Here is a 16,668-nt window from a genome sequence, read left to right as displayed (position 1 = left end):
TCTCATCGAAGCCCCGTTCCCGTGGCCGAGAATAGGTCGATCCTTCTTCGATTGAAGACAGCCATGCGCCCTGCCCGGCCACGAGGAGTGGTGTCCGGGAGAGGTTCAGCGTGCGTCCAACCGCTTTTTCCGGGGCTTCGCATGGTTTCGCAGCGCCTGCGAAAACTTCTTTTCGACCCTCTTGCGGGGAAAAATGTTTGCGCTACCATAAAGCGGTAAACGGCGCCGCGAAGGATGCCGGGAGGGGAAAATCGTGAAATCCATCGGCCTGTCCGCCATCGCTCTGGCCTTAGCCTGTTCCGCAGCCAGTTCCGCACGTGCCGAAGACGCTGCCTCCCCGCGCAAGGTCCGTATCGACGCCGCCGCTTCGACGGGCCCGGTCGATCGCTTCTTCGATCTTTCGGTGGGCTCCGACTTCCCCGGTACCCTGAAACGTGCCGACAGTCAGGCGCAGCTGAAGATCGCGGCCGACGAACTGGGCTTTCGCTACATCCGCTTCCACGACGTGTTTCACGATGTGCTCGGCACCGTGCGCAAGGTGGACGGCAAGATCGTCTATGACTGGAGCGGGATAGACGCGCTCTACGATGCCTTGCTCGCCAAGAAGATCCGGCCTTTTGTGGAACTGGGCTGGACGCCGGCGGCCATCCGCACATCGGACCAGCAGCTGTTCTACTGGAAGGGCAATACCTCGCACCCCGATCCGGCCCAGTGGCGCGATCTGGTCCATGCCTTCGTCACCCACATGCGCGCGCGCTATGGGGCGGAGGAAGTGCGCAGCTGGTATTTCGAGCTGTGGAACGAGCCCAATCTGGACGGCTTCTGGGAAGGCGCGGACCAGGGCGCCTACTTCGGCCTCTATGCCGATACCGTCCGGACCATCAAGGCCATCGATCCGCGCCTGCGCGTGGGCGGCCCGGCCACGGCGGGCGCAGCATGGGTGCCGGAATTCCTGGCCTATGCCGCCAAGAACAAGCTGCCGGTCGACTTCGTGACCACGCATACGTACGGCGTCGAAGGCGGGTTTCTGGACGAACAGGGCAAGCAGGACACCAAGCTGTCCCCCTCCCCCGACGCCGTGATCGGGGACGTGCGGCATGTGCGGGAGCAGATAGAGGCCTCCGCCTATCCCGGCATTCCGCTCTATTTCACCGAGTGGAGCACCAGCTACACCCCGCGCGATTTCGTGCACGACAGCTATGTCAGCGCGCCCTACATCCTCACCAAGCTGAAGAAGACCGGCGGGCTGGCCCAGGGCATGAGCTACTGGACTTATACCGACCTGTTCGAGGAACCCGGCCCGCCGCCCACGCCGTTCCACGGCGGCTTCGGCCTGATGAACCGCGAAGGCATCCGCAAGCCCGCGTGGTTCGCCTACAAGTACCTCCACGCGCTGCGCGGACGCACGATCCCGGTCACCGACGAATTCACGCTGGCCGCGCGCGAGGGGAAGGCAGTTTCCGCCGTCGTGTGGGACTGGCACCAGCCCACCCAGACGCTGAGCAACAAGCCGTTCTACACCCGCCTGCAGCCCGCGCGCGCCAGTGCGCCGCTCGATATCCGGTTCGATCACCTTGCGCCCGGCAAGTACCGGGTGGAGACGCGTCGCACCGGCTATCGGCACAACGATCCGCTCTCGCTCTATATCGACATGGGCATGCCCGATGCGGCCAATGAGGCCCAGCTTGCGCAGTTGCGCGCCGAAACCGCAGACAAGCCGGAAGCGGCGAAGTTCATCACCGTGGGCCGCGACGGCACGGCGGCGCTCACTGTGCAGATGCAGACGAACGATGTCGTGCTGGTGACGTTGAAGCCCGCATCATGACCAAAGAAGGAACCACCATGAGCCTTACGCGCCGCACCGTGTTCAAGGGCGCGCTTGCCGGGGCGGCGCTGCCTGCCCTGCCCGCCTTGGCCGCGCCGCTTGCCACGCGCGAGACCGGCTCTGCCGCCGCGCCGAACTGGGGCGAAGGCGCCGAAGGCCAGCGCAAGGCCGATCTGGGCAACGGCACGTATCGCAACCCGATCCTGTCCGGCGATCATCCCGATCCGACGATCCTGAAGGATGGCGACGTCTATTACATGACGTTCTCCTCCTTTGACTATTATCCCGGCCTGGTGATCTGGCAGTCGCGCGATCTGGTGAACTGGTCCCCCATCGGGCCGGCGCTGCAGCACAATCTGGGCAGCGTCTGGGCCGTCGATCTGGTGAAGCACAAGGGGCGCTATTTCATCTACCTGCCCGCCGCGCCGGATGGGAAGCCCTGGGGCATCTACGTGATCTGGGCGGATGACATTCGCGGGCCGTGGAGCGATCCGGTGGACCTGAACATCCCCGGCTGCATCGATCCGGGCCACGTGGTGGGCGAGGATGGGCGCCGCTATCTCTTCACCAACGGCATCCGCAAGGTGCGCCTGACCGACGACGGCCTCGCCACCGACGGCCCGGTGGAAAAGGCCTACGATCCCTGGCGCTATCCGGACGACTGGATCGTCGAGAACTTCGCGCCCGAAGGCCCCAAGCTGCTGCGCCACAACGGCTGGTTCTACCTCGTCACCGCCATCGGCGGCACGGCGGGGCCGGTGACCGGGCACATGGTGATCGCCGCGCGATCCCGATCGGTGAACGGACCGTGGGAGCATTGCCCGCACAACCCCATCGTCCGCACGCAAAGCACGGCGGAGCCCTGGTGGTCGCGCGGCCATGCCACGCTGGTGGAGGGGCCGGCCGGGGACTGGTGGATGGTCTACCACGGCTATGAGAACGGCATGCGCACCTTGGGCCGGCAGACCCTGCTGGAGCCGATCGAATGGACGGCGGACGGCTGGTTCCGGGCCAAGGGCGGCGATCTCTCCCGCCCGCTGCCCAAGCCTGCGGGCGGCAAGCCCTCCCCTTCCACGCCTGCGCTTTCGGACGATTTCTCGAAAGACCGGATGGGGGTGCAATGGACCTTCTTCGCGCCGGAAGCGGGCGCGCCGCGCGCCGCCTACCGCCCCGGCGGGCTGGTGCTGACGGCTGCCGGCACTTCCCCCGCCGATTCCGCGCCGCTGACCTGCATCGCCGGGGACCGCCGCTATCAGGCGGAAGTGTCGCTGGACCTGCTGGGTGACGAGGCCGAGGCGGGGCTGCTGCTGTTCTACAACCACAAGGCCTATGTCGGCCTTGGCTTCACGCCGTCGGTGCTGAAGATCTTCGAATATTCGGAGGAGCTGAAGTGGGCCGGAATCGCGCACCAGACGCGCAGCATTCGCCTGCGGCTGACCAGCGACGAGAACGTGATCACCTGGCACTACTCGCACGACGACGGCCGCACGTGGAAGCGCCACGACACGCGCATGGAAGTCTCCGGCCTGCATCACAATACGTTCGGCGGCTTCCTCAGCCTGCGCCTCGGCATCTATGCCGCCGGCAAGGGCGAAGTGCGGCTGCGCGATTTTCGCTATCGCGCCAATGGCGCGATAGCGTCCGTTTGAAAATTCGCTGAAGGCGAATTTCGCGGCACCAGCCCATTCCCCCACCCGACCACCCACGAGTGTATCCTGATGGGTGGTCGGGTGGGGGAATGGGCTGGTGCCGCTTCAAAAATGCCCTAAGGGCATTTTCAAATAGAAGCCGAGTAGATCGGTCTTCCCGGCACCGGCATCTCTACGCGGTAGACGGTGCCGGTGCTCGATTCCGTGAAGTAGAGCCAGCGGTTGTCCAGCCCGCCATAGGCGGCGTTGGTAGTGTAGCGCCCCTCCGGCACATCGATGCGCAAGATCGGCTCGCCCCGGTTGCTGAACAGCCAGACCGCCCCGAAGCCGACGTGGCAGACGACAAGATTGTCGTCCTCATCGATAGTCAGCCCGTCCGGGCCGGAGCCGCCCGACATCTGGATATAAGTGCCGACCTTGCTGACGACCTCTCCGTCCTCCACCAGCGGGCAGCGCCAGACGGCATTGGCGCGGGTGACGGCCAGGAACAGCGCGGTTTCGGCCTTGTTGAGCACCAGCCCGTTGGGGCTGGGAATGCCGCCGAGCAGCAGTTCCAGCCGCCCCGTACCGGCACGCACGCGAAACAGGCGGCCATTGGGGTTCTGCCAGCCGGACTGGCCCTGATCGGTGAAGTAGATGTCTCCATTGCGGGCAATCGTCAGGTCATTGCAGCCCAGAAACGGCTCCAGCAGATAGCGGTCGAACCAGACCTGCGACTTTCCAGTGGCAGGGTCGCAGATCACCATGCCCTTGTGATGGTCCGCCACCAGCAGGCGCCCGTCTGAGAGGAATTTCATGCCGTTGGGCTGACCGTCATATTCGAAGCCCACCTCGCACGTGCCGTCCGGCGCGATGCGAAACAGGCGGCCCCAGGGGATATCCGTCACCCACAAGTTGCCCGCCGCATCGAACACCGGACCTTCCAGAAATACCGGCGCCGGCGCGCCATGAAGCTGCACGCGCGCCCATTCGCTGCTTTCGCCGAAGCGGCGGAATTCATCGGGAATGCGGCAGAAAACTTCCGCCGTGACGGCGGGCGGCGCAGCGAACATCTCTCTCTCCTCATCCCGCCCCGCTCTTCGCAGGGCATCGCTCTGACGGCATTCGATGCCTGCCCGGGGCCCCACAGACCTATTGCCCATTGACCGTTCTGAAAAGAGGCTTCACCACTCGATCAGCCCATGAAAGTATACATAACTGGCACGGAGAGGCGAAATCCCCATGAGTTCCCGCGAACTCGTATGCATTATTGACCCTATCCATCCCCTCGGCGTGGAGCGGATGGCGGGGGCGCACGATATCATCGCTCCGGCGAACTGGCGGGACGACCCCCGGCTGGCCGAAACCAGCGTGATCGTGATACGCACCAGCCCGCTCGGCCCCGAGGTTTTCGGGGCGATGCCGCGCCTGAAGGCGATCGTGAAACACGGCGCCGGGGTGGACAATATCGACATTCCCGCCGCCACCGCGCGCGGGGTGCTGGTGGCCAATACGCCGGGCGGCAACAACGCCTCCGCCGTCGCCGAAGGGGCGGTCTCGATGATGCTGGCGCTGCTGCGCCGCACGCGCGAGATGGATACACTTGTGCGCGGCAATCGCTGGGACGCACGCTGGGGCGTGCGGCTGGGGGACCTGACCGGCGCGCGCGTGGGCCTGATCGGCTTCGGCCGCATCGCCCGCTGCGTGGCCAGAATCTGCGGCGCGGGTTTCGGCGCCGAAGTGGCCGCGTTCGATCCCATGGTCGCGGATGAGGACATGCGCGCCGCCGGCGTCGAACCGCTGCCGCTGGCGGACGTGCTGAAACGCGACGTCATATCCATCCACACCCCGCTGACCGATGGTACGCGCAATCTGATCGATACCGTGGAACTGGGCCTGATGGCCCCCCACGCCATCCTCGTGAACTGTTCGCGCGGCGGCATCGTCAACGAGGCGGCACTGGCGGAAGCGCTCAAGGTCGGCCAGATCGCTGGTGCGGGGATCGACGTGTTCGGTGCCGAGCCCCCCTCCCCTGACAATCCGCTGTTCGCGCTGCCGAACTGCCTGCTCTCCCCCCATGTCGCCGGCGTTACCGAGGCCGGAATGCGCGACATGGCGCTGAACGTCGCCCGCGTGGTCGATCTGGTCAGCCGCGGGGAGCGGCCGGACACCCTGCTCAATCCGGAGATTTTCGCATGACCGCCCCCCTTAAGTCGGTGATCTATCGCCGCATCCCCCGCCCCGATCCCGCGCTGGTCGCCCGCGCTGCAAAGTTCGGCGTCGCCGACTTGCACGAAGGACTGGGCGAGATCGCCGGACGCATGGGCCTGATGAGTCCGGCGATGGTGCCGATCGCTCCGGGGCAGAAGCTGTGCGGCCCCGCCGTCACCGCCTGGAACTTTCCCGGAGACAATCTGGCGATCCACGCCGCGCTCTGGGTGGCGGAGGCGGGTGACGTGCTGGTGCTCACCAATGGCGGCGGCCATCAGGGCGCGCTCTGGGGTGACGTTGCCTGCACTTATGCCAAGCAGAAGGGGCTGGCCGGCACGGTCGTCCACGGGGCGATGCGCGATGTCGATGCGATCCGGGAACTGGGCTTTCCAGTCTGGTCCACTGCCGTCTCGGTAGAACATCCCAAGAAGCGCGGACCGGCCGCCGTCAACGTGCCCGTGGTGGCCGACGGCGTGCGGGTGGAGCCGGGCGATCTGGTGGTGGGCGATTCCGATGGCGTGCTGGTGATCCCGCGCGCGCTGATCGAACAGACCGTCGCCAAGGCCGAAACGCGCGCCGCCGCCGAAGTCGAATTCCGCCGCCGCATCGGCGAGGGCGAAGTGCTGTTCGAAATTCTGGGCATGGACAGGATCGTCGCCGACCTCGGCATCGAAATTCACGACTGCACTTTCAACGACTGCACCTGGGGAGGGGACCGCTAGCGGTCCAGCAGGGACGACCGGGCCGGCATCCCCCGCGGGCCCGGTCGTATCCCCGGGGAAACAATCGCACCGGCCGAATTCCGGGCGTTCGAGAGGAAGCGAGGAGAGGAACATGGGCGCAATTACGCCGGACAGGCAGATGCATCTGGTCAGTTTCCAGATCCATTCCCCGATCAATCACACCGTGCTCAGCTGGGCCGCCCCCGGCGACAACCGGCTGGCGGCAATGGCCGACCTGAAGGCGTGGCAGGATCTTGTCCGCACGCTGGAGCGCGGCAAGTTCGACGGGCTGTTCTTCGCCGATACCCCCGGCGTGTTCGACCGCTACAAGGACAGCCACAAGGATGCGGTGAAGTACGGCATCTGCTGGCCCAACCACGATCCGGTCGTGCTGCTTTCCGCACTGGCGGCCGCGACCGAGCATCTGGGCCTGGCCACCACGATGTCCACCAGTTCGTATCGTCCGTGGTCGATCGTGCGCCAGCTCTCCACGCTGGACTACCTTTCGGGCGGCCGTGTGGGCTGGAACATCGTCACCGGGCACCTGCGCGGCGAACATCGCGCGCTGGGCCATGAACAACAGGAGCATGACCGCCGCTACGACGCCGCCGACGAGTACATGGAAATCTGCTATCGCCTGTGGGATTCCATCGGCGAAGGCGCCGTTCTCGCCGACCGTGAAGCGGGCGTCTACGCCGATCCGGCAAAGGTGAAGTTCGTCGATTTCCAGGGCGAGTTCCACAAGTGCCAGACGGTGGGGCCGGTCCTCCCCTCCCCCCAGAAGCGGCCGGTGCTGTTTCAGGCGGGGGCATCGGGGCGGGGCCTGCGCTTCGGGATCGAGCATGGCGATGTGGTCTTCGCGATCCAGCCCAACCTGCCCGGCATGCAGCGCTACATGGGCCAGCTGCGCGAAACCGCGGCCGGCCTTGGCCGCAAAGCGCCCGGCGTGCTGTTTGGCGTGCAGCCGATCCTTGGCGGCACCGAGGAGGAAGCGCAGCGCCATCTGGACGACCTGATCGAGCGCCTGCCGCTCGACGGCTGTCTGGCGCGGCTGTCCGGCACGATGGGCGTCGATTTCTCCGGCATCGAACTCGATCAGCCGATGCAGGAACAGGCGACGCAGGCCTCTCAGGGGCTGATGAAGGCCTTCACCTCGGTTCTGGGCGACCGGCCCTTCACCTTGCGCGAAGTGGCCATCAAGTGGGGCCTGTCGGTCGGCATGCCGCAGATCGTCGGCACACCCGAGCAAGTGGCGGACCAGTTGGAGACGATCTGGCGCGAAACCGGCTGCCACGGCTACAACCTGACGCCCACGGTCATGGCGTCCTCCGTCACGAACTTCGTCGATGAAGTCGTGCCGATCCTGCAAAAGCGCGGCGTGTTCCGCACTGAATACGAAGGCACGACTTTCGCCGCCAACCTTGGCCTCACCTGATGGCAATTGACGGCAAAGCCCACAATATATCCCAGCTCCGCGCCCTCGCTCACCGGCGGCTGCCGCGCGCGATCTGGGAATTCATGGAGCGCGGGACGGAGGACGACCTGCTGATCGGCCGCAACGTCGCCGCCCTGCAATCGCTCCACCTCACCCCGCGCGCGCTGCGCGACGTTTCCCCTCGCTCTGCCGAAACAACGCTGTTCGGCCGCCGCCAACCCCTGCCGCTGGTGATCGCGCCCACCGGCATTGCCGACCTGATGTGGCATCATGGCGAGCGTGCCATCGCCTCGGCCGCTGCCGCCGCCGGCATTCCCTTCACCCAGACCACCAGTTCCACCACCAGCTTCGCCGACATCGCCAACGTCGCGACCGCCGGCCACTGGATGCAGATGTACTTGTGGGAACGGCGCGATCTGTCCTGGCAAGTGGTCGATGCCGCGCGCGAAAACGGTGCCGATGTGCTGGTGCTGACGGTCGACACGCCGGTCTGGCCCTTGCGCGAATTCAACCGCCGCGCCGGCATGTCCAACCCGATCCGGCCCAATGCCCGCCTTGTCGGTGATTTCCTGCGCCGCCCGCGCTGGCTGGCCTCGGTGATGGGGCGCTACATGCTGTCGGGCGGCTTGCCGCAGTTCGCCAATTATCCGGCCGAAGTGGGCGGAAAAGTCACCGGCAAAGTGGCGCGCGTCGCCAATTCCGCCTCGGTCGACTGGAAGGACGTGGACGAACTGCGCCGCCGCTGGCCGGGCAAGCTGGTGGTGAAAGGCCTGCTCCACCCCGACGACGCGCGCCGCGCCATCGATCACGGGGTGGACGGCATCGCCGTTTCCAACCACGGCGGCCGCAATTTCGATTCCGCGCCGCCCGCCATTCAGGTGCTGCCCGCCATCGTCGATGCCGTGGCCGGCCGGGCGACCGTTCTGTTCGACAGCGGCGTGCGGCGCGGGGCGGACGTGCTGAAGGCGATCGCGCTGGGCGCCGATGCGGTGATGATCGGCCGCGCGACACTCTATGGCTGCGCGGCCGGGGGGCAGGCAGGTGCGGCGCATGCCCTCGCCCTGCTCGCCCACGAGATCGATGTGGCGATGGCCATGCTGGGGATCACCCGGCTCAGCGAGTTGGACCGCACTTTCCTCCAGCCCGTGGCCAAGGCTATGCAGGACCACGCATGACCACGCCGCCGCCCTCTTCTTCCGCCGCCAGCCAGCGCATCGCCGACATTCTTGCCGAGCGTATCCTTGCCGGCGATCTCGCCCCCGGCGCACGGATCAAGCAGGACGAGCTGGCCGCCGAACTGGACACGAGCCGCATCCCGGTGCGTGATGCGCTGCGGATGCTGGAGGCGCGCGGGCTGGTCGTCATGCGCCCCAATGCGGGCGCACGCGTCGCCAGCCTGACCATGCGCGATCTGGAGATTTCCTACGAAATCCGCGAGCGGATCGAGCCACTGCTGCTGGCCGAGAGCATGCCGCGCCTGACGGAAGCCGATTTCGCCGACCTCAAGGCGGTGATGGAGCGCAACGAGCAAGTCACCGATATCGACGAGGCCATCGCGCTGGGCCGGGAATTCCACTGGATCACCTATCGCCGGCATGAGACCCCCCTGCTCGCCCAGATCGTCGAGCGCGTGTGGGACACGACGCAAAGCTATCGCCGCGCCTACCTGAAACTCGCCTTCGCCAGCGGCAGCCGCACGCACGATGTGGAGCATCAGCTGCTCTACGATGCGGTGGTGCGCGGCGAAGTAGAAACCGCGCAGGCCGCGCTGGTGCTGCATATCCGCCGCACGCGGATCGGCCTGCAGCGCCATGCGCATCGGCTCAGCCAGGCGCGCTAGAGCGGTTTCCGATTCATCAGGTGATTCCACCTGATCGGAATGCTTTAATCCGCTATTCCGGCGTCGCTTTCCCGGCCTTCTGGGCTGCGACCAGTGCATCCCACTTGCCCCATTCGATCGCATGGCCGGGATAGGCGACTTTGGCAAAGGGCCAGTCCTTGCGGATCCAGTCGTTCACCCACTGGTAAAGCTCGGCTTCGAAACCGGCGTCGTAGTCGGCCTTGGTCACCCACATCGTGACCACCGCATCGTAGCCGTCCACCCGACTGGGCCGAACGTAGACGCAGCCGCGCTCCCGCTTTCCGTCGGGCGTCAGGACCGCATAGGCAAAGGATTGCCGGTTCGCGAATCTGGCCTGTTCGGTTTCCATGTCGCGCATGGCCTCGGCATCGGAAATACCCTCATGGGGCCAGGCGGTGCTGCGGCTGAAGGTCTTCTGCAAGTGCGCGATAGAGGACATGTAGGCGTCGAAATCGAGCCTTACCAACTTGGGGCCGAGCGGCTCGATCCTGAAATTGCCGGTTTCGACCAGCGTCGGAACGGCGAAATCGGCAGGGACAAGTGCCCTGCTCGGCGTTTGCCTGATGGGCGCGGACACCGCGGCCTGCGGCGCGCTCGCAGTCGGCACTTCGGCGGCGGATGCGGCCGATGCGGCCATGATCAGGATCGTCAACGTCACGCCGCGTGCGGCCCAGGTGGTCATATCTTTGCTCCGTTTCCAGAGCCGCATAGAGCGCAGAATGGCCATCCCGGCCTAGATGCCCTCCACCCATGGGGCGCATAGACGGGATCTATGAGCGCGCGGGAAAAGGCATCGTACTTTGCCGCAGTGGCAGCTTTCCTGAACGCCCACGATCCCGCCCGGCATCGTCTGCAATGGCGGGCGTCTTCGTTAGCCCGCTATCGCCTCCCGCTGCGTTCGGAACAGCCGTCTCGCCAGTCCGTGGCTGGGCCTTTCGACCGCGTGATGGAACAGCACCGCCGCCAGCAGGCAAACCCCCAGCGTGGCCACCGCGGCGATCCAGGCCGCTGGGGGCGGCCCGTCGATCCTGCGCCACAATGCGGTGCAGACTTCCAGCACGGGATCGTGGACGAGATAAAGCGAATAGCTGATGGTCCCCAGCCCCGCCAGCCAGCCCGGCAGCGGCACGGCCAGACTGTCGGTGCGGGCCGCCACGAACAGCAGCAGCGCGGTGAGTGCGGCGGGCATGTCGAACACCGCCGGATTGTTCTCCGCCCCCCAGGCCATCGCCATCACCAGCAGGATCAGCGGCACCGCGCTTCCCCCCCGGCGCCCGGCCCAATAGGCGCAGAGCCCCGCCATGAAGGCGTGCCACAGCGTCACGAACAGCCCGTGCGGGGCCCATTCGCGATTGAGCGCGGAATAGAGCGCCAGCAGATAGAGCATCCCCCAGATCGGCTGTTTCGACGCCGGAAACCGGTGGGTCGCCAGCAGCACGCCCGCCGTCACCAGATAGAACTGCACTTCGTACGTCAGCGTCCAGTAGACGAACTGGATTTCCGCCGCTCCGGCCAGTTCCTGCAGATAGAGCATGTGAAGCCCGATCTGCGCTGCCGTGAACTGGCGATGCGCCAGCATGCCTACCGCCACTGCCAGCACCATCGATGCCCAGTACGGCGGATCGAGCCGCGCCGACCGGCGAACGACGAACTGGCCGAACGCGGTCGGCGTCATCTGCCGGCGGGCCAGATTGTGGGCGATGACGAAGCCGGAAATCACGAAGAACATCGCCACCCCGGCCGAACCATAGCCGAACAGGACATAACGCAGGGCCGCGGGCAGCACGCTCAGCGCGCGGTCGAACGCGGTGCTCTTGTCGAAGTGGAACAGCAGCACCCAGGACGCCGCGATCCCGCGCAGCGCGTGGACAAGGGTGAAGTATTCCCCGCCGGCAGCGGCCGGGTCGGATGCCCTGCCCAGGCGTTGCCCGTTCGCTGTCCCGGATCGCCCCGCGCCTTCGAATTGCGTTCCAGACATGGCTGACATCATCCGCGTGACGGCGCGGGGCGGCGCTTCGCCGCACCGGCCGCGCTTCCCTGCCGTGCCCCCCGACAATGTCCCGACTATGCCCGCCAAATGCAGTAGCCGGCACTGGGCGGGTACCCCTGGTGATTCTCCCTTGGGGGTATGCCTAGCAATTGGGATTGCAGATTCGCACCAGCACGCTTTTCAGCCCGATTTTGGCGCCGCGAAACCCTGCCGCGACCAGTCTGGCGGAAGAGGTCCAGAACCCGCCGAACGCAAGATATTGCGCTCACCCCGCGCCAATACGACTACAAGTAGCAATAGCCTTCATCTCATTGCCAGATTGAATGAAATTGGCTATTGTTGCCGCAAAAGTGCTTCAATGGAGTTCCGCGTGGCTGAATCGAATGCCGTCTTTTCGCAGATCGGCGATCTTGCCGACGCCGGCGAGAAAATGATCGAGCGTCTGCGCCGCAAGGCCTTTCTGCCCGAAAGCCGCAAGGGGCTCAATGTCCGCACCGGAATTGCCGAAGCGGCGCAATTGCTCGGCTGTTCCACCAACCGCATCCGCATGGCAGAGGACGACGGCCGCCTGCCCCCGCCCCCGGCCGGCGAAAACGGCCGGCGCCTCGGCTATTCGGTCGAGGAAATGCTGCATATGCGCGAAGTGCTGGGCGCCTCGCCCGCGCGCGCGCCGCTGGATATTCCGGCGATGATCGCCGTCCAGAACTTCAAGGGCGGCGTCGGCAAGTCCACCGTGACCACGCATCTGGCGCATTATTTCGCGGTGCACGGCTATAAGGTGCTGGTGGTCGATTGCGACAGCCAGGCCACCACCACCACGCTGTTCGGCTTCAACCCGCACTTCAACATCACCCGCGAAGAGACGCTTTACCCCTACCTGTCGATCGACCCGACGCAGGCGGACCTGCTCTATGCCGTGAAGCGCACGCCCTGGCCGAATGTCGACCTGATCCCGTCGAACCTTGAACTGTTCGACGTGGAATACGAACTGGCGGCGGCCGGATCCGACGGTCAATCGGTGCTCGCGGCGCGATTCCGCAAGCTCAAGAAGGGCCTGATGGATCTCGCCCGCAATTACGACGTGGTGATCCTCGATCCGCCGCCGGCGCTGGGCACGATCAGCCTGGCGGTCATGCAGGCGGCCAATTCGCTGCTGGTGCCGCTGGCGGCGACCACGCCCGACTTCTGCTCCACCGTGCAGTTCCTTTCGATGATGGACCAGGTGCTGGAGCAGCTGACCGGCGCGGGGATCGAGGTGGACTATTCGTTCGTGCGCCTGATCTGTTCGAAGTTCGACGGCAACGATCCCAGCCACGACATGGTCCGCACGATCATGGAACAGACCTTCGGCCCGGCCCTGCTGCCGGTTCCGATCCTGGAAAGCGCCGAAATCAGCCATGCCGCGATGCGGATGATGACCGTCTACGAACTGGAAAAACCGATCGGCACCGCGCGCACGCACAAACGCTGCCGCGCCAATCTGGACGAGGCGCTGGGCCAGATCGAACAGCTGGTGCGCACCGGCTGGGGCCGCAGCACCCAGAAGGTGGATGAGGATATGCTGGTCAATGGATGACAGCCGGCACCCCGGCCGCGTGAGAACCGCCCCATCAGGCGCTTCTGCGGGCATCGTTCTTTCGGGAACGCGGCCGGATTTTACAGTTCCTGATATGTTCTTTACCGAATATCCTTCTTTTCCAGTGCGTTCTCCGAGGTAAGCCATGGCCCGCAAGCAATCAGACTATCTCGCCGCGCTGCTCTCCGACGACGAGATCGAGACCGGAGCGACCACCACGGACGAGGCGGCCAGCCCCCCGCCCCCGCCGGCGCCACGGGCGGAACGTTCGCGCGGCACCACTCTGCTGGGCCGCGAAAGCGCGCTGGCCCGGGTTGCCAGTGGTGAGGTTCGGCAGGTCACGCAGCTGCTGCTGGACCCGGCGCGCGTCCGCCCCTGGCCGGGTAACGCCCGCAGCTATGCCCACCTTTCGGAAGAATCCTGCCGCGAACTGATCGATTCGATGATCGCCGAGGGCGGCCAGAAGGTCCCCGCGGTGGTCCGCCGCATCGAAGGCGATCCGGATCACGATTTCGAAGTCATCGCCGGCACTCGCCGTCACTGGTCGGTCGCCTGGCTGCGTGCCCATTCCTATCCGGACATGCATTTCGTGGCGCAGGTCGTCCAGCTGGATGACGAAGCCGCGTTTCGCCTCGCCGATCTGGAAAACCGCGCCCGCAAGGACGTGTCCGACCTGGAACGCGCGCGCAACTATGCCGAGGCGCTGAAGCAGCACTACGGCAATCACATGACGCGCATGGCCGAACGGCTGAAGCTCTCCAAGGGCTGGCTGTCGAAAATGCTCAAGGTCGCGGCGATCCCGGATTCGGTGCTGGATGCTTTCGCCTCCCCTGCCGATGTGCAGTTGAAGCCCGCCTACCCGCTGGCACAGGCGCTGGACGATTCCGGCAAGGCGCCGGCGATCCGCAAGGAAGCGCAGCGCCTGGCGAGGGAACAGGCAAGCCGTCGTTCGGGCGGTCGCCCCGGCGTGGCGGCGGCCGATGTGATCCAGGCGCTGCTCGCCGCCCCCGAAGCGGGCCGCGTCCGTCCGGAGCCGAAGTCGGTCCTGTCCAGCCATGGGCGTCCGGTCGCCTCGGTGCAGTCCAGCAACCGCCAGGGCGTGACGATGCGCCTTCATGCCGGTTCGGGAGCACGGCGGGACGAAGTGCTGGAAGCGGTTCGCAATCTGCTCGATCTTCTCGAAGAGGAAGGTCGCGGCTTGCGTCCGTAATGAACCAGGCCGGGAGGCCTGGCTGCCATGAGATAGAAGCCACGGGGCGGGGATGAAAATCTCCGCCCTTTTTCTTGCCCGGCGAGCAGCGTGCAGTCGCCCCCTTGTTTCCCCGGGGAAACGCCCCAGCGAAACAAGGCGCCGAAATGACGCTTGTACCTTGATCCAGTTCGCTCACAGAAACTGAACCGGGCGAAATGCGCGCGACGCGCTTTCTCGGCGCCCCGTTCTACAAGTGCGGCTTGCGATCTTGAGGCCCCCTCCCCTGCCTCCTTCTTCGGCAGCTATCTTTGGGCCTATCGCCCCGCCCTCCGGCCCAGCTGTTTCCCCGGGGAAACAGCCTCTTATCCGGCAAAGTAGCGAATAGGCACATCCGGTTTCACGCGCCTCCACCCGCCCCCCGATCGCGGCGTGGAGAAGGCACGATTCCCGTCATGGCGATGGGCCCGGGCGAGTTCTTCACAGGCGTAGTGGCCGCCGATTTGCTCTCCCCTGCCCCACCCTGCCATGATGGCGGGAATCACCAGGATTGCCGGCGCCTGCGTTTCCCCGGGGAAACGAGGGGAAGGCACGCCCTGACCATTCATAATGTCCCAGTTCTATCCAGTCGGAACCCGATCATGAGCCGCCAAAAATCGGAGACGGCCTCCGAACAATTCGACATGTTCCTGCCCTACATCGCGGAGCTGCCGCTGCGCGATCAGCGCGAGATGATGGAACGCCCCTTCTTCAGCCTGGCGAAGTCGAAACGCGTGAAGGCGATCGACTATACCAGCCCTGATGGAAAGCTGTGGGTCCACGTCAGCGCCAATCCCGATTACGGCATGGCGACGATCTGGGATGCCGACATCCTGATCTATTGCGCCAGCATGCTGGCCGACATGGCGCGGCGCGGCGCCAACGACGTTCCGCGCAAGCTGAACATCATGCCCTATGACCTGCTGCGCGCGATCGGCCGCCCGACCACCGGCCGCGCCTACGAATTGCTGGGCCAAGCGCTGGACCGTCTGGTTTCCACCACCATCAAGACCAATATCCGTGCGGAGAACCGGCGCGAGGCGACGTTCTCCTGGCTCGATGGCTGGACCCAGCTGGTGGACGAGAAGACCGAGCGTTCGCGCGGGATGACGCTGGAACTGTCCAACTGGTTCTGGGAAGGGGTGATGATGAAGGGCGGCGTCCTTTCCATCGATCGCGCCTACTTCGATATCACCGGCGGCCGCGAACGCTGGCTCTACCGCGTGGCGCGCAAACATGCCGGCGGGGCAGGGGAGGCGGGCTTCGCGATCTCCATGCCGGTGCTGTTCGAGAAGTCCGGCGCCGAGGGGCAGTATCGCCGCTTCAAGTTCGAGATGCTCAAGCTGGCCGAAAAGGACGAACTGCCCGGCTATGCCCTCGCGGTCGAAACGGCCAAGGACGGCGAGCCGCTGCTGCGCATGCGCCGCGTGGACGGGAAGGGCGGGGCAGGGGCTGTGCTGCCCGAAGGTGCCGGCAAGTCCGAAGCCGCCGCACAGGTCGCGGCCCAATCCGATTCGGCGGAGAGCGCCGCGGCGCTCTCCGCCAAGCCCGTTTCCCCAGGGAAACGGACCGCCTTGCCCAAGGCCGCGACGCCGCCGCGCCGGGCCGCCCCGCAGCCCCTCGACGACGACGAAGAGGCCGATCCCGAACATGTGGTCGATGCCCGCAAGCTGATCCGCTCGACCATCGTCGGCCTGTCCGATGCCGCCACGCGCGGGTTCATGACCGACGAGACCATGGCCCTGCTCCGCCGCGAATGTCCGGGCTGGGATCTCCACGCGCTTCATGCCGATTTCGAACGCTGGGTTGGCGCGAGCCCCGATCGGACTCCGGCCGACTGGCAGCGCGCGTTCGTCGGCTGGGTTCGCCGCCATCACGAAAAGCACGGCCGCACGCTGCGCGGATGATGGGAGGAAGAGGCCGTTCCCGAAGTGTCGCGTCGGACCAGAGGAGCAAGTTTCACGGGTTACCCGCGGCGAAGGCGAAGTTGGAATTTGAACCTTCTTCGCCGGGCAATCCAACAAAGTGTTTCAACGAAGTCCGAAAAATTGCCGGTTTTGCTGGTCCTTCGACACAACGGGAACCGTCATACCCGGATCTTCGACCCTTCGGGAACACATGTTCGACACTCCGGGAACGGCAGCATCGACACTCCAGGAACGCATTGACGGCATATCGGGAACGGCACTTTT

The 16,668-nt window shown here is 65.6% G+C and carries 13 protein-coding genes; 10 read left to right on the top strand and 3 right to left on the bottom strand.

From position 1 onward, the window contains the following. Nucleotides 1-253 precede the first annotated feature (253 nt). Together ACZ1JV_RS01660 and ACZ1JV_RS01655 are read left to right on the top strand one after the other, a co-directional pair. Nucleotides 254-1,825: a GH39 family glycosyl hydrolase gene (locus ACZ1JV_RS01660; protein WP_465149337.1), complete on the top strand. Its 1,572-nt coding sequence runs from the start codon at nucleotides 254-256 to the stop codon at nucleotides 1,823-1,825. Between the two features lie 17 nt (nucleotides 1,826-1,842). Continuing rightward, nucleotides 1,843-3,474 (top strand): family 43 glycosylhydrolase, encoded by a 1,632-nt coding sequence (locus tag ACZ1JV_RS01655; RefSeq protein ID WP_465149758.1) that lies wholly within the window; start codon nucleotides 1,843-1,845, stop codon nucleotides 3,472-3,474. 128 nt (nucleotides 3,475-3,602) lie between these two features. On the opposite strand, the gene ACZ1JV_RS01650 is transcribed toward ACZ1JV_RS01655, so the two are convergent. Further along, nucleotides 3,603-4,526, bottom strand: coding sequence for an SMP-30/gluconolactonase/LRE family protein (locus ACZ1JV_RS01650; RefSeq protein ID WP_465149336.1), 924 nt, complete (start codon nucleotides 4,524-4,526; stop codon nucleotides 3,603-3,605). A 169-nt stretch (nucleotides 4,527-4,695) separates the two neighbouring features. Here ACZ1JV_RS01650 and ACZ1JV_RS01645 point away from each other — a divergent pair, with 169 nt between their 5' ends. From ACZ1JV_RS01645 to ACZ1JV_RS01625, 5 genes are all read left to right on the top strand, one after another. Further along, complete coding sequence (locus ACZ1JV_RS01645; RefSeq protein WP_465149335.1) at nucleotides 4,696-5,652, top strand: hydroxyacid dehydrogenase; 957 nt, start codon at nucleotides 4,696-4,698, stop codon at nucleotides 5,650-5,652. Further along, the gene (locus tag ACZ1JV_RS01640) at nucleotides 5,649-6,386 is read left to right on the top strand and encodes a 4-carboxy-4-hydroxy-2-oxoadipate aldolase/oxaloacetate decarboxylase (RefSeq protein WP_465149334.1); all 738 of its coding nucleotides are present in this window, start codon (nucleotides 5,649-5,651) and stop codon (nucleotides 6,384-6,386) included. Before ACZ1JV_RS01645 ends, ACZ1JV_RS01640 begins: the two co-directional genes overlap by 4 nt. Nucleotides 6,387-6,498: 112 nt before the next feature. Further along, the gene (locus tag ACZ1JV_RS01635) at nucleotides 6,499-7,821 is read left to right on the top strand and encodes an NtaA/DmoA family FMN-dependent monooxygenase (RefSeq protein WP_465149333.1); all 1,323 of its coding nucleotides are present in this window, start codon (nucleotides 6,499-6,501) and stop codon (nucleotides 7,819-7,821) included. A gap of 83 nt (nucleotides 7,822-7,904) precedes the next feature. Further along, the gene (locus ACZ1JV_RS01630) at nucleotides 7,905-8,996 is read left to right on the top strand and encodes an alpha-hydroxy acid oxidase (protein ID WP_465149332.1); all 1,092 of its coding nucleotides are present in this window, start codon (nucleotides 7,905-7,907) and stop codon (nucleotides 8,994-8,996) included. Then, nucleotides 8,993-9,661, top strand: a complete 669-nt coding sequence (locus ACZ1JV_RS01625) for a GntR family transcriptional regulator (protein WP_465149331.1) — start codon at nucleotides 8,993-8,995, stop codon at nucleotides 9,659-9,661. The genes ACZ1JV_RS01630 and ACZ1JV_RS01625 overlap by 4 nt, the downstream gene beginning before the upstream one ends. A gap of 52 nt (nucleotides 9,662-9,713) precedes the next feature. Here the strand turns inward: ACZ1JV_RS01625 and ACZ1JV_RS01620 are convergent, their stop codons facing one another. Continuing rightward, complete coding sequence (locus tag ACZ1JV_RS01620) at nucleotides 9,714-10,364, bottom strand: twin-arginine translocation pathway signal protein (RefSeq protein ID WP_465149330.1); 651 nt, start codon at nucleotides 10,362-10,364, stop codon at nucleotides 9,714-9,716. A gap of 189 nt (nucleotides 10,365-10,553) precedes the next feature. Then, nucleotides 10,554-11,660, bottom strand: coding sequence for an acyltransferase family protein (locus tag ACZ1JV_RS01615; RefSeq protein ID WP_465149329.1), 1,107 nt, complete (start codon nucleotides 11,658-11,660; stop codon nucleotides 10,554-10,556). A 442-nt stretch (nucleotides 11,661-12,102) separates the two neighbouring features. Between ACZ1JV_RS01615 and ACZ1JV_RS01610 the strand changes: the two genes are divergently transcribed. The 3 genes from ACZ1JV_RS01610 (at nucleotide 12,103) to ACZ1JV_RS01600 (ending at nucleotide 16,383) form a co-directional block, all read left to right on the top strand. Further along, a complete protein-coding gene (locus ACZ1JV_RS01610) occupies nucleotides 12,103-13,248 on the top strand; it encodes an AAA family ATPase (protein WP_465140282.1) in 1,146 nt (381 codons plus the stop codon). 145 nt (nucleotides 13,249-13,393) lie between these two features. Further along, nucleotides 13,394-14,458, top strand: coding sequence for a ParB/RepB/Spo0J family partition protein (locus ACZ1JV_RS01605; RefSeq protein WP_465149328.1), 1,065 nt, complete (start codon nucleotides 13,394-13,396; stop codon nucleotides 14,456-14,458). 620 nt (nucleotides 14,459-15,078) lie between these two features. After that, nucleotides 15,079-16,383 (top strand): replication initiator protein A, encoded by a 1,305-nt coding sequence (locus ACZ1JV_RS01600; protein WP_465149327.1) that lies wholly within the window; start codon nucleotides 15,079-15,081, stop codon nucleotides 16,381-16,383. Nucleotides 16,384-16,668 lie beyond the last annotated feature (285 nt).

The organism is Novosphingobium sp. BL-S-19 (assembly GCF_055521675.1).
The sequence above is the reverse complement of the archived record's forward strand: the minus strand, read 5'-3'. Positions and strand labels throughout refer to the sequence as shown.

Excerpts from the sequence above, each read along its gene's own strand:
- ACZ1JV_RS01620 (WP_465149330.1), bottom strand. The coding sequence starts at position 10,364 with ATGACCACCTGGGCCGCACGCGGCGTGACGTTGACGATCCTGATCATG.
- ACZ1JV_RS01615 (WP_465149329.1), bottom strand. The coding sequence starts at position 11,660 with ATGTCTGGAACGCAATTCGAAGGCGCGGGGCGATCCGGGACAGCGAAC.
- ACZ1JV_RS01630 (WP_465149332.1), top strand. The coding sequence starts at position 7,905 with ATGGAGCGCGGGACGGAGGACGACCTGCTGATCGGCCGCAACGTCGCC.
- ACZ1JV_RS01635 (WP_465149333.1), top strand. The coding sequence starts at position 6,499 with ATGGGCGCAATTACGCCGGACAGGCAGATGCATCTGGTCAGTTTCCAG.
- ACZ1JV_RS01605 (WP_465149328.1), top strand. The coding sequence starts at position 13,394 with ATGGCCCGCAAGCAATCAGACTATCTCGCCGCGCTGCTCTCCGACGAC.
- ACZ1JV_RS01600 (WP_465149327.1), top strand. The coding sequence starts at position 15,079 with ATGAGCCGCCAAAAATCGGAGACGGCCTCCGAACAATTCGACATGTTC.
- ACZ1JV_RS01655 (WP_465149758.1), top strand. The coding sequence starts at position 1,843 with ATGAGCCTTACGCGCCGCACCGTGTTCAAGGGCGCGCTTGCCGGGGCG.
- ACZ1JV_RS01640 (WP_465149334.1), top strand. The coding sequence starts at position 5,649 with ATGACCGCCCCCCTTAAGTCGGTGATCTATCGCCGCATCCCCCGCCCC.
- ACZ1JV_RS01645 (WP_465149335.1), top strand. The coding sequence starts at position 4,696 with ATGAGTTCCCGCGAACTCGTATGCATTATTGACCCTATCCATCCCCTC.
- ACZ1JV_RS01625 (WP_465149331.1), top strand. The coding sequence starts at position 8,993 with ATGACCACGCCGCCGCCCTCTTCTTCCGCCGCCAGCCAGCGCATCGCC.
- ACZ1JV_RS01650 (WP_465149336.1), bottom strand. The coding sequence starts at position 4,526 with ATGTTCGCTGCGCCGCCCGCCGTCACGGCGGAAGTTTTCTGCCGCATT.
- ACZ1JV_RS01610 (WP_465140282.1), top strand. The coding sequence starts at position 12,103 with ATGATCGAGCGTCTGCGCCGCAAGGCCTTTCTGCCCGAAAGCCGCAAG.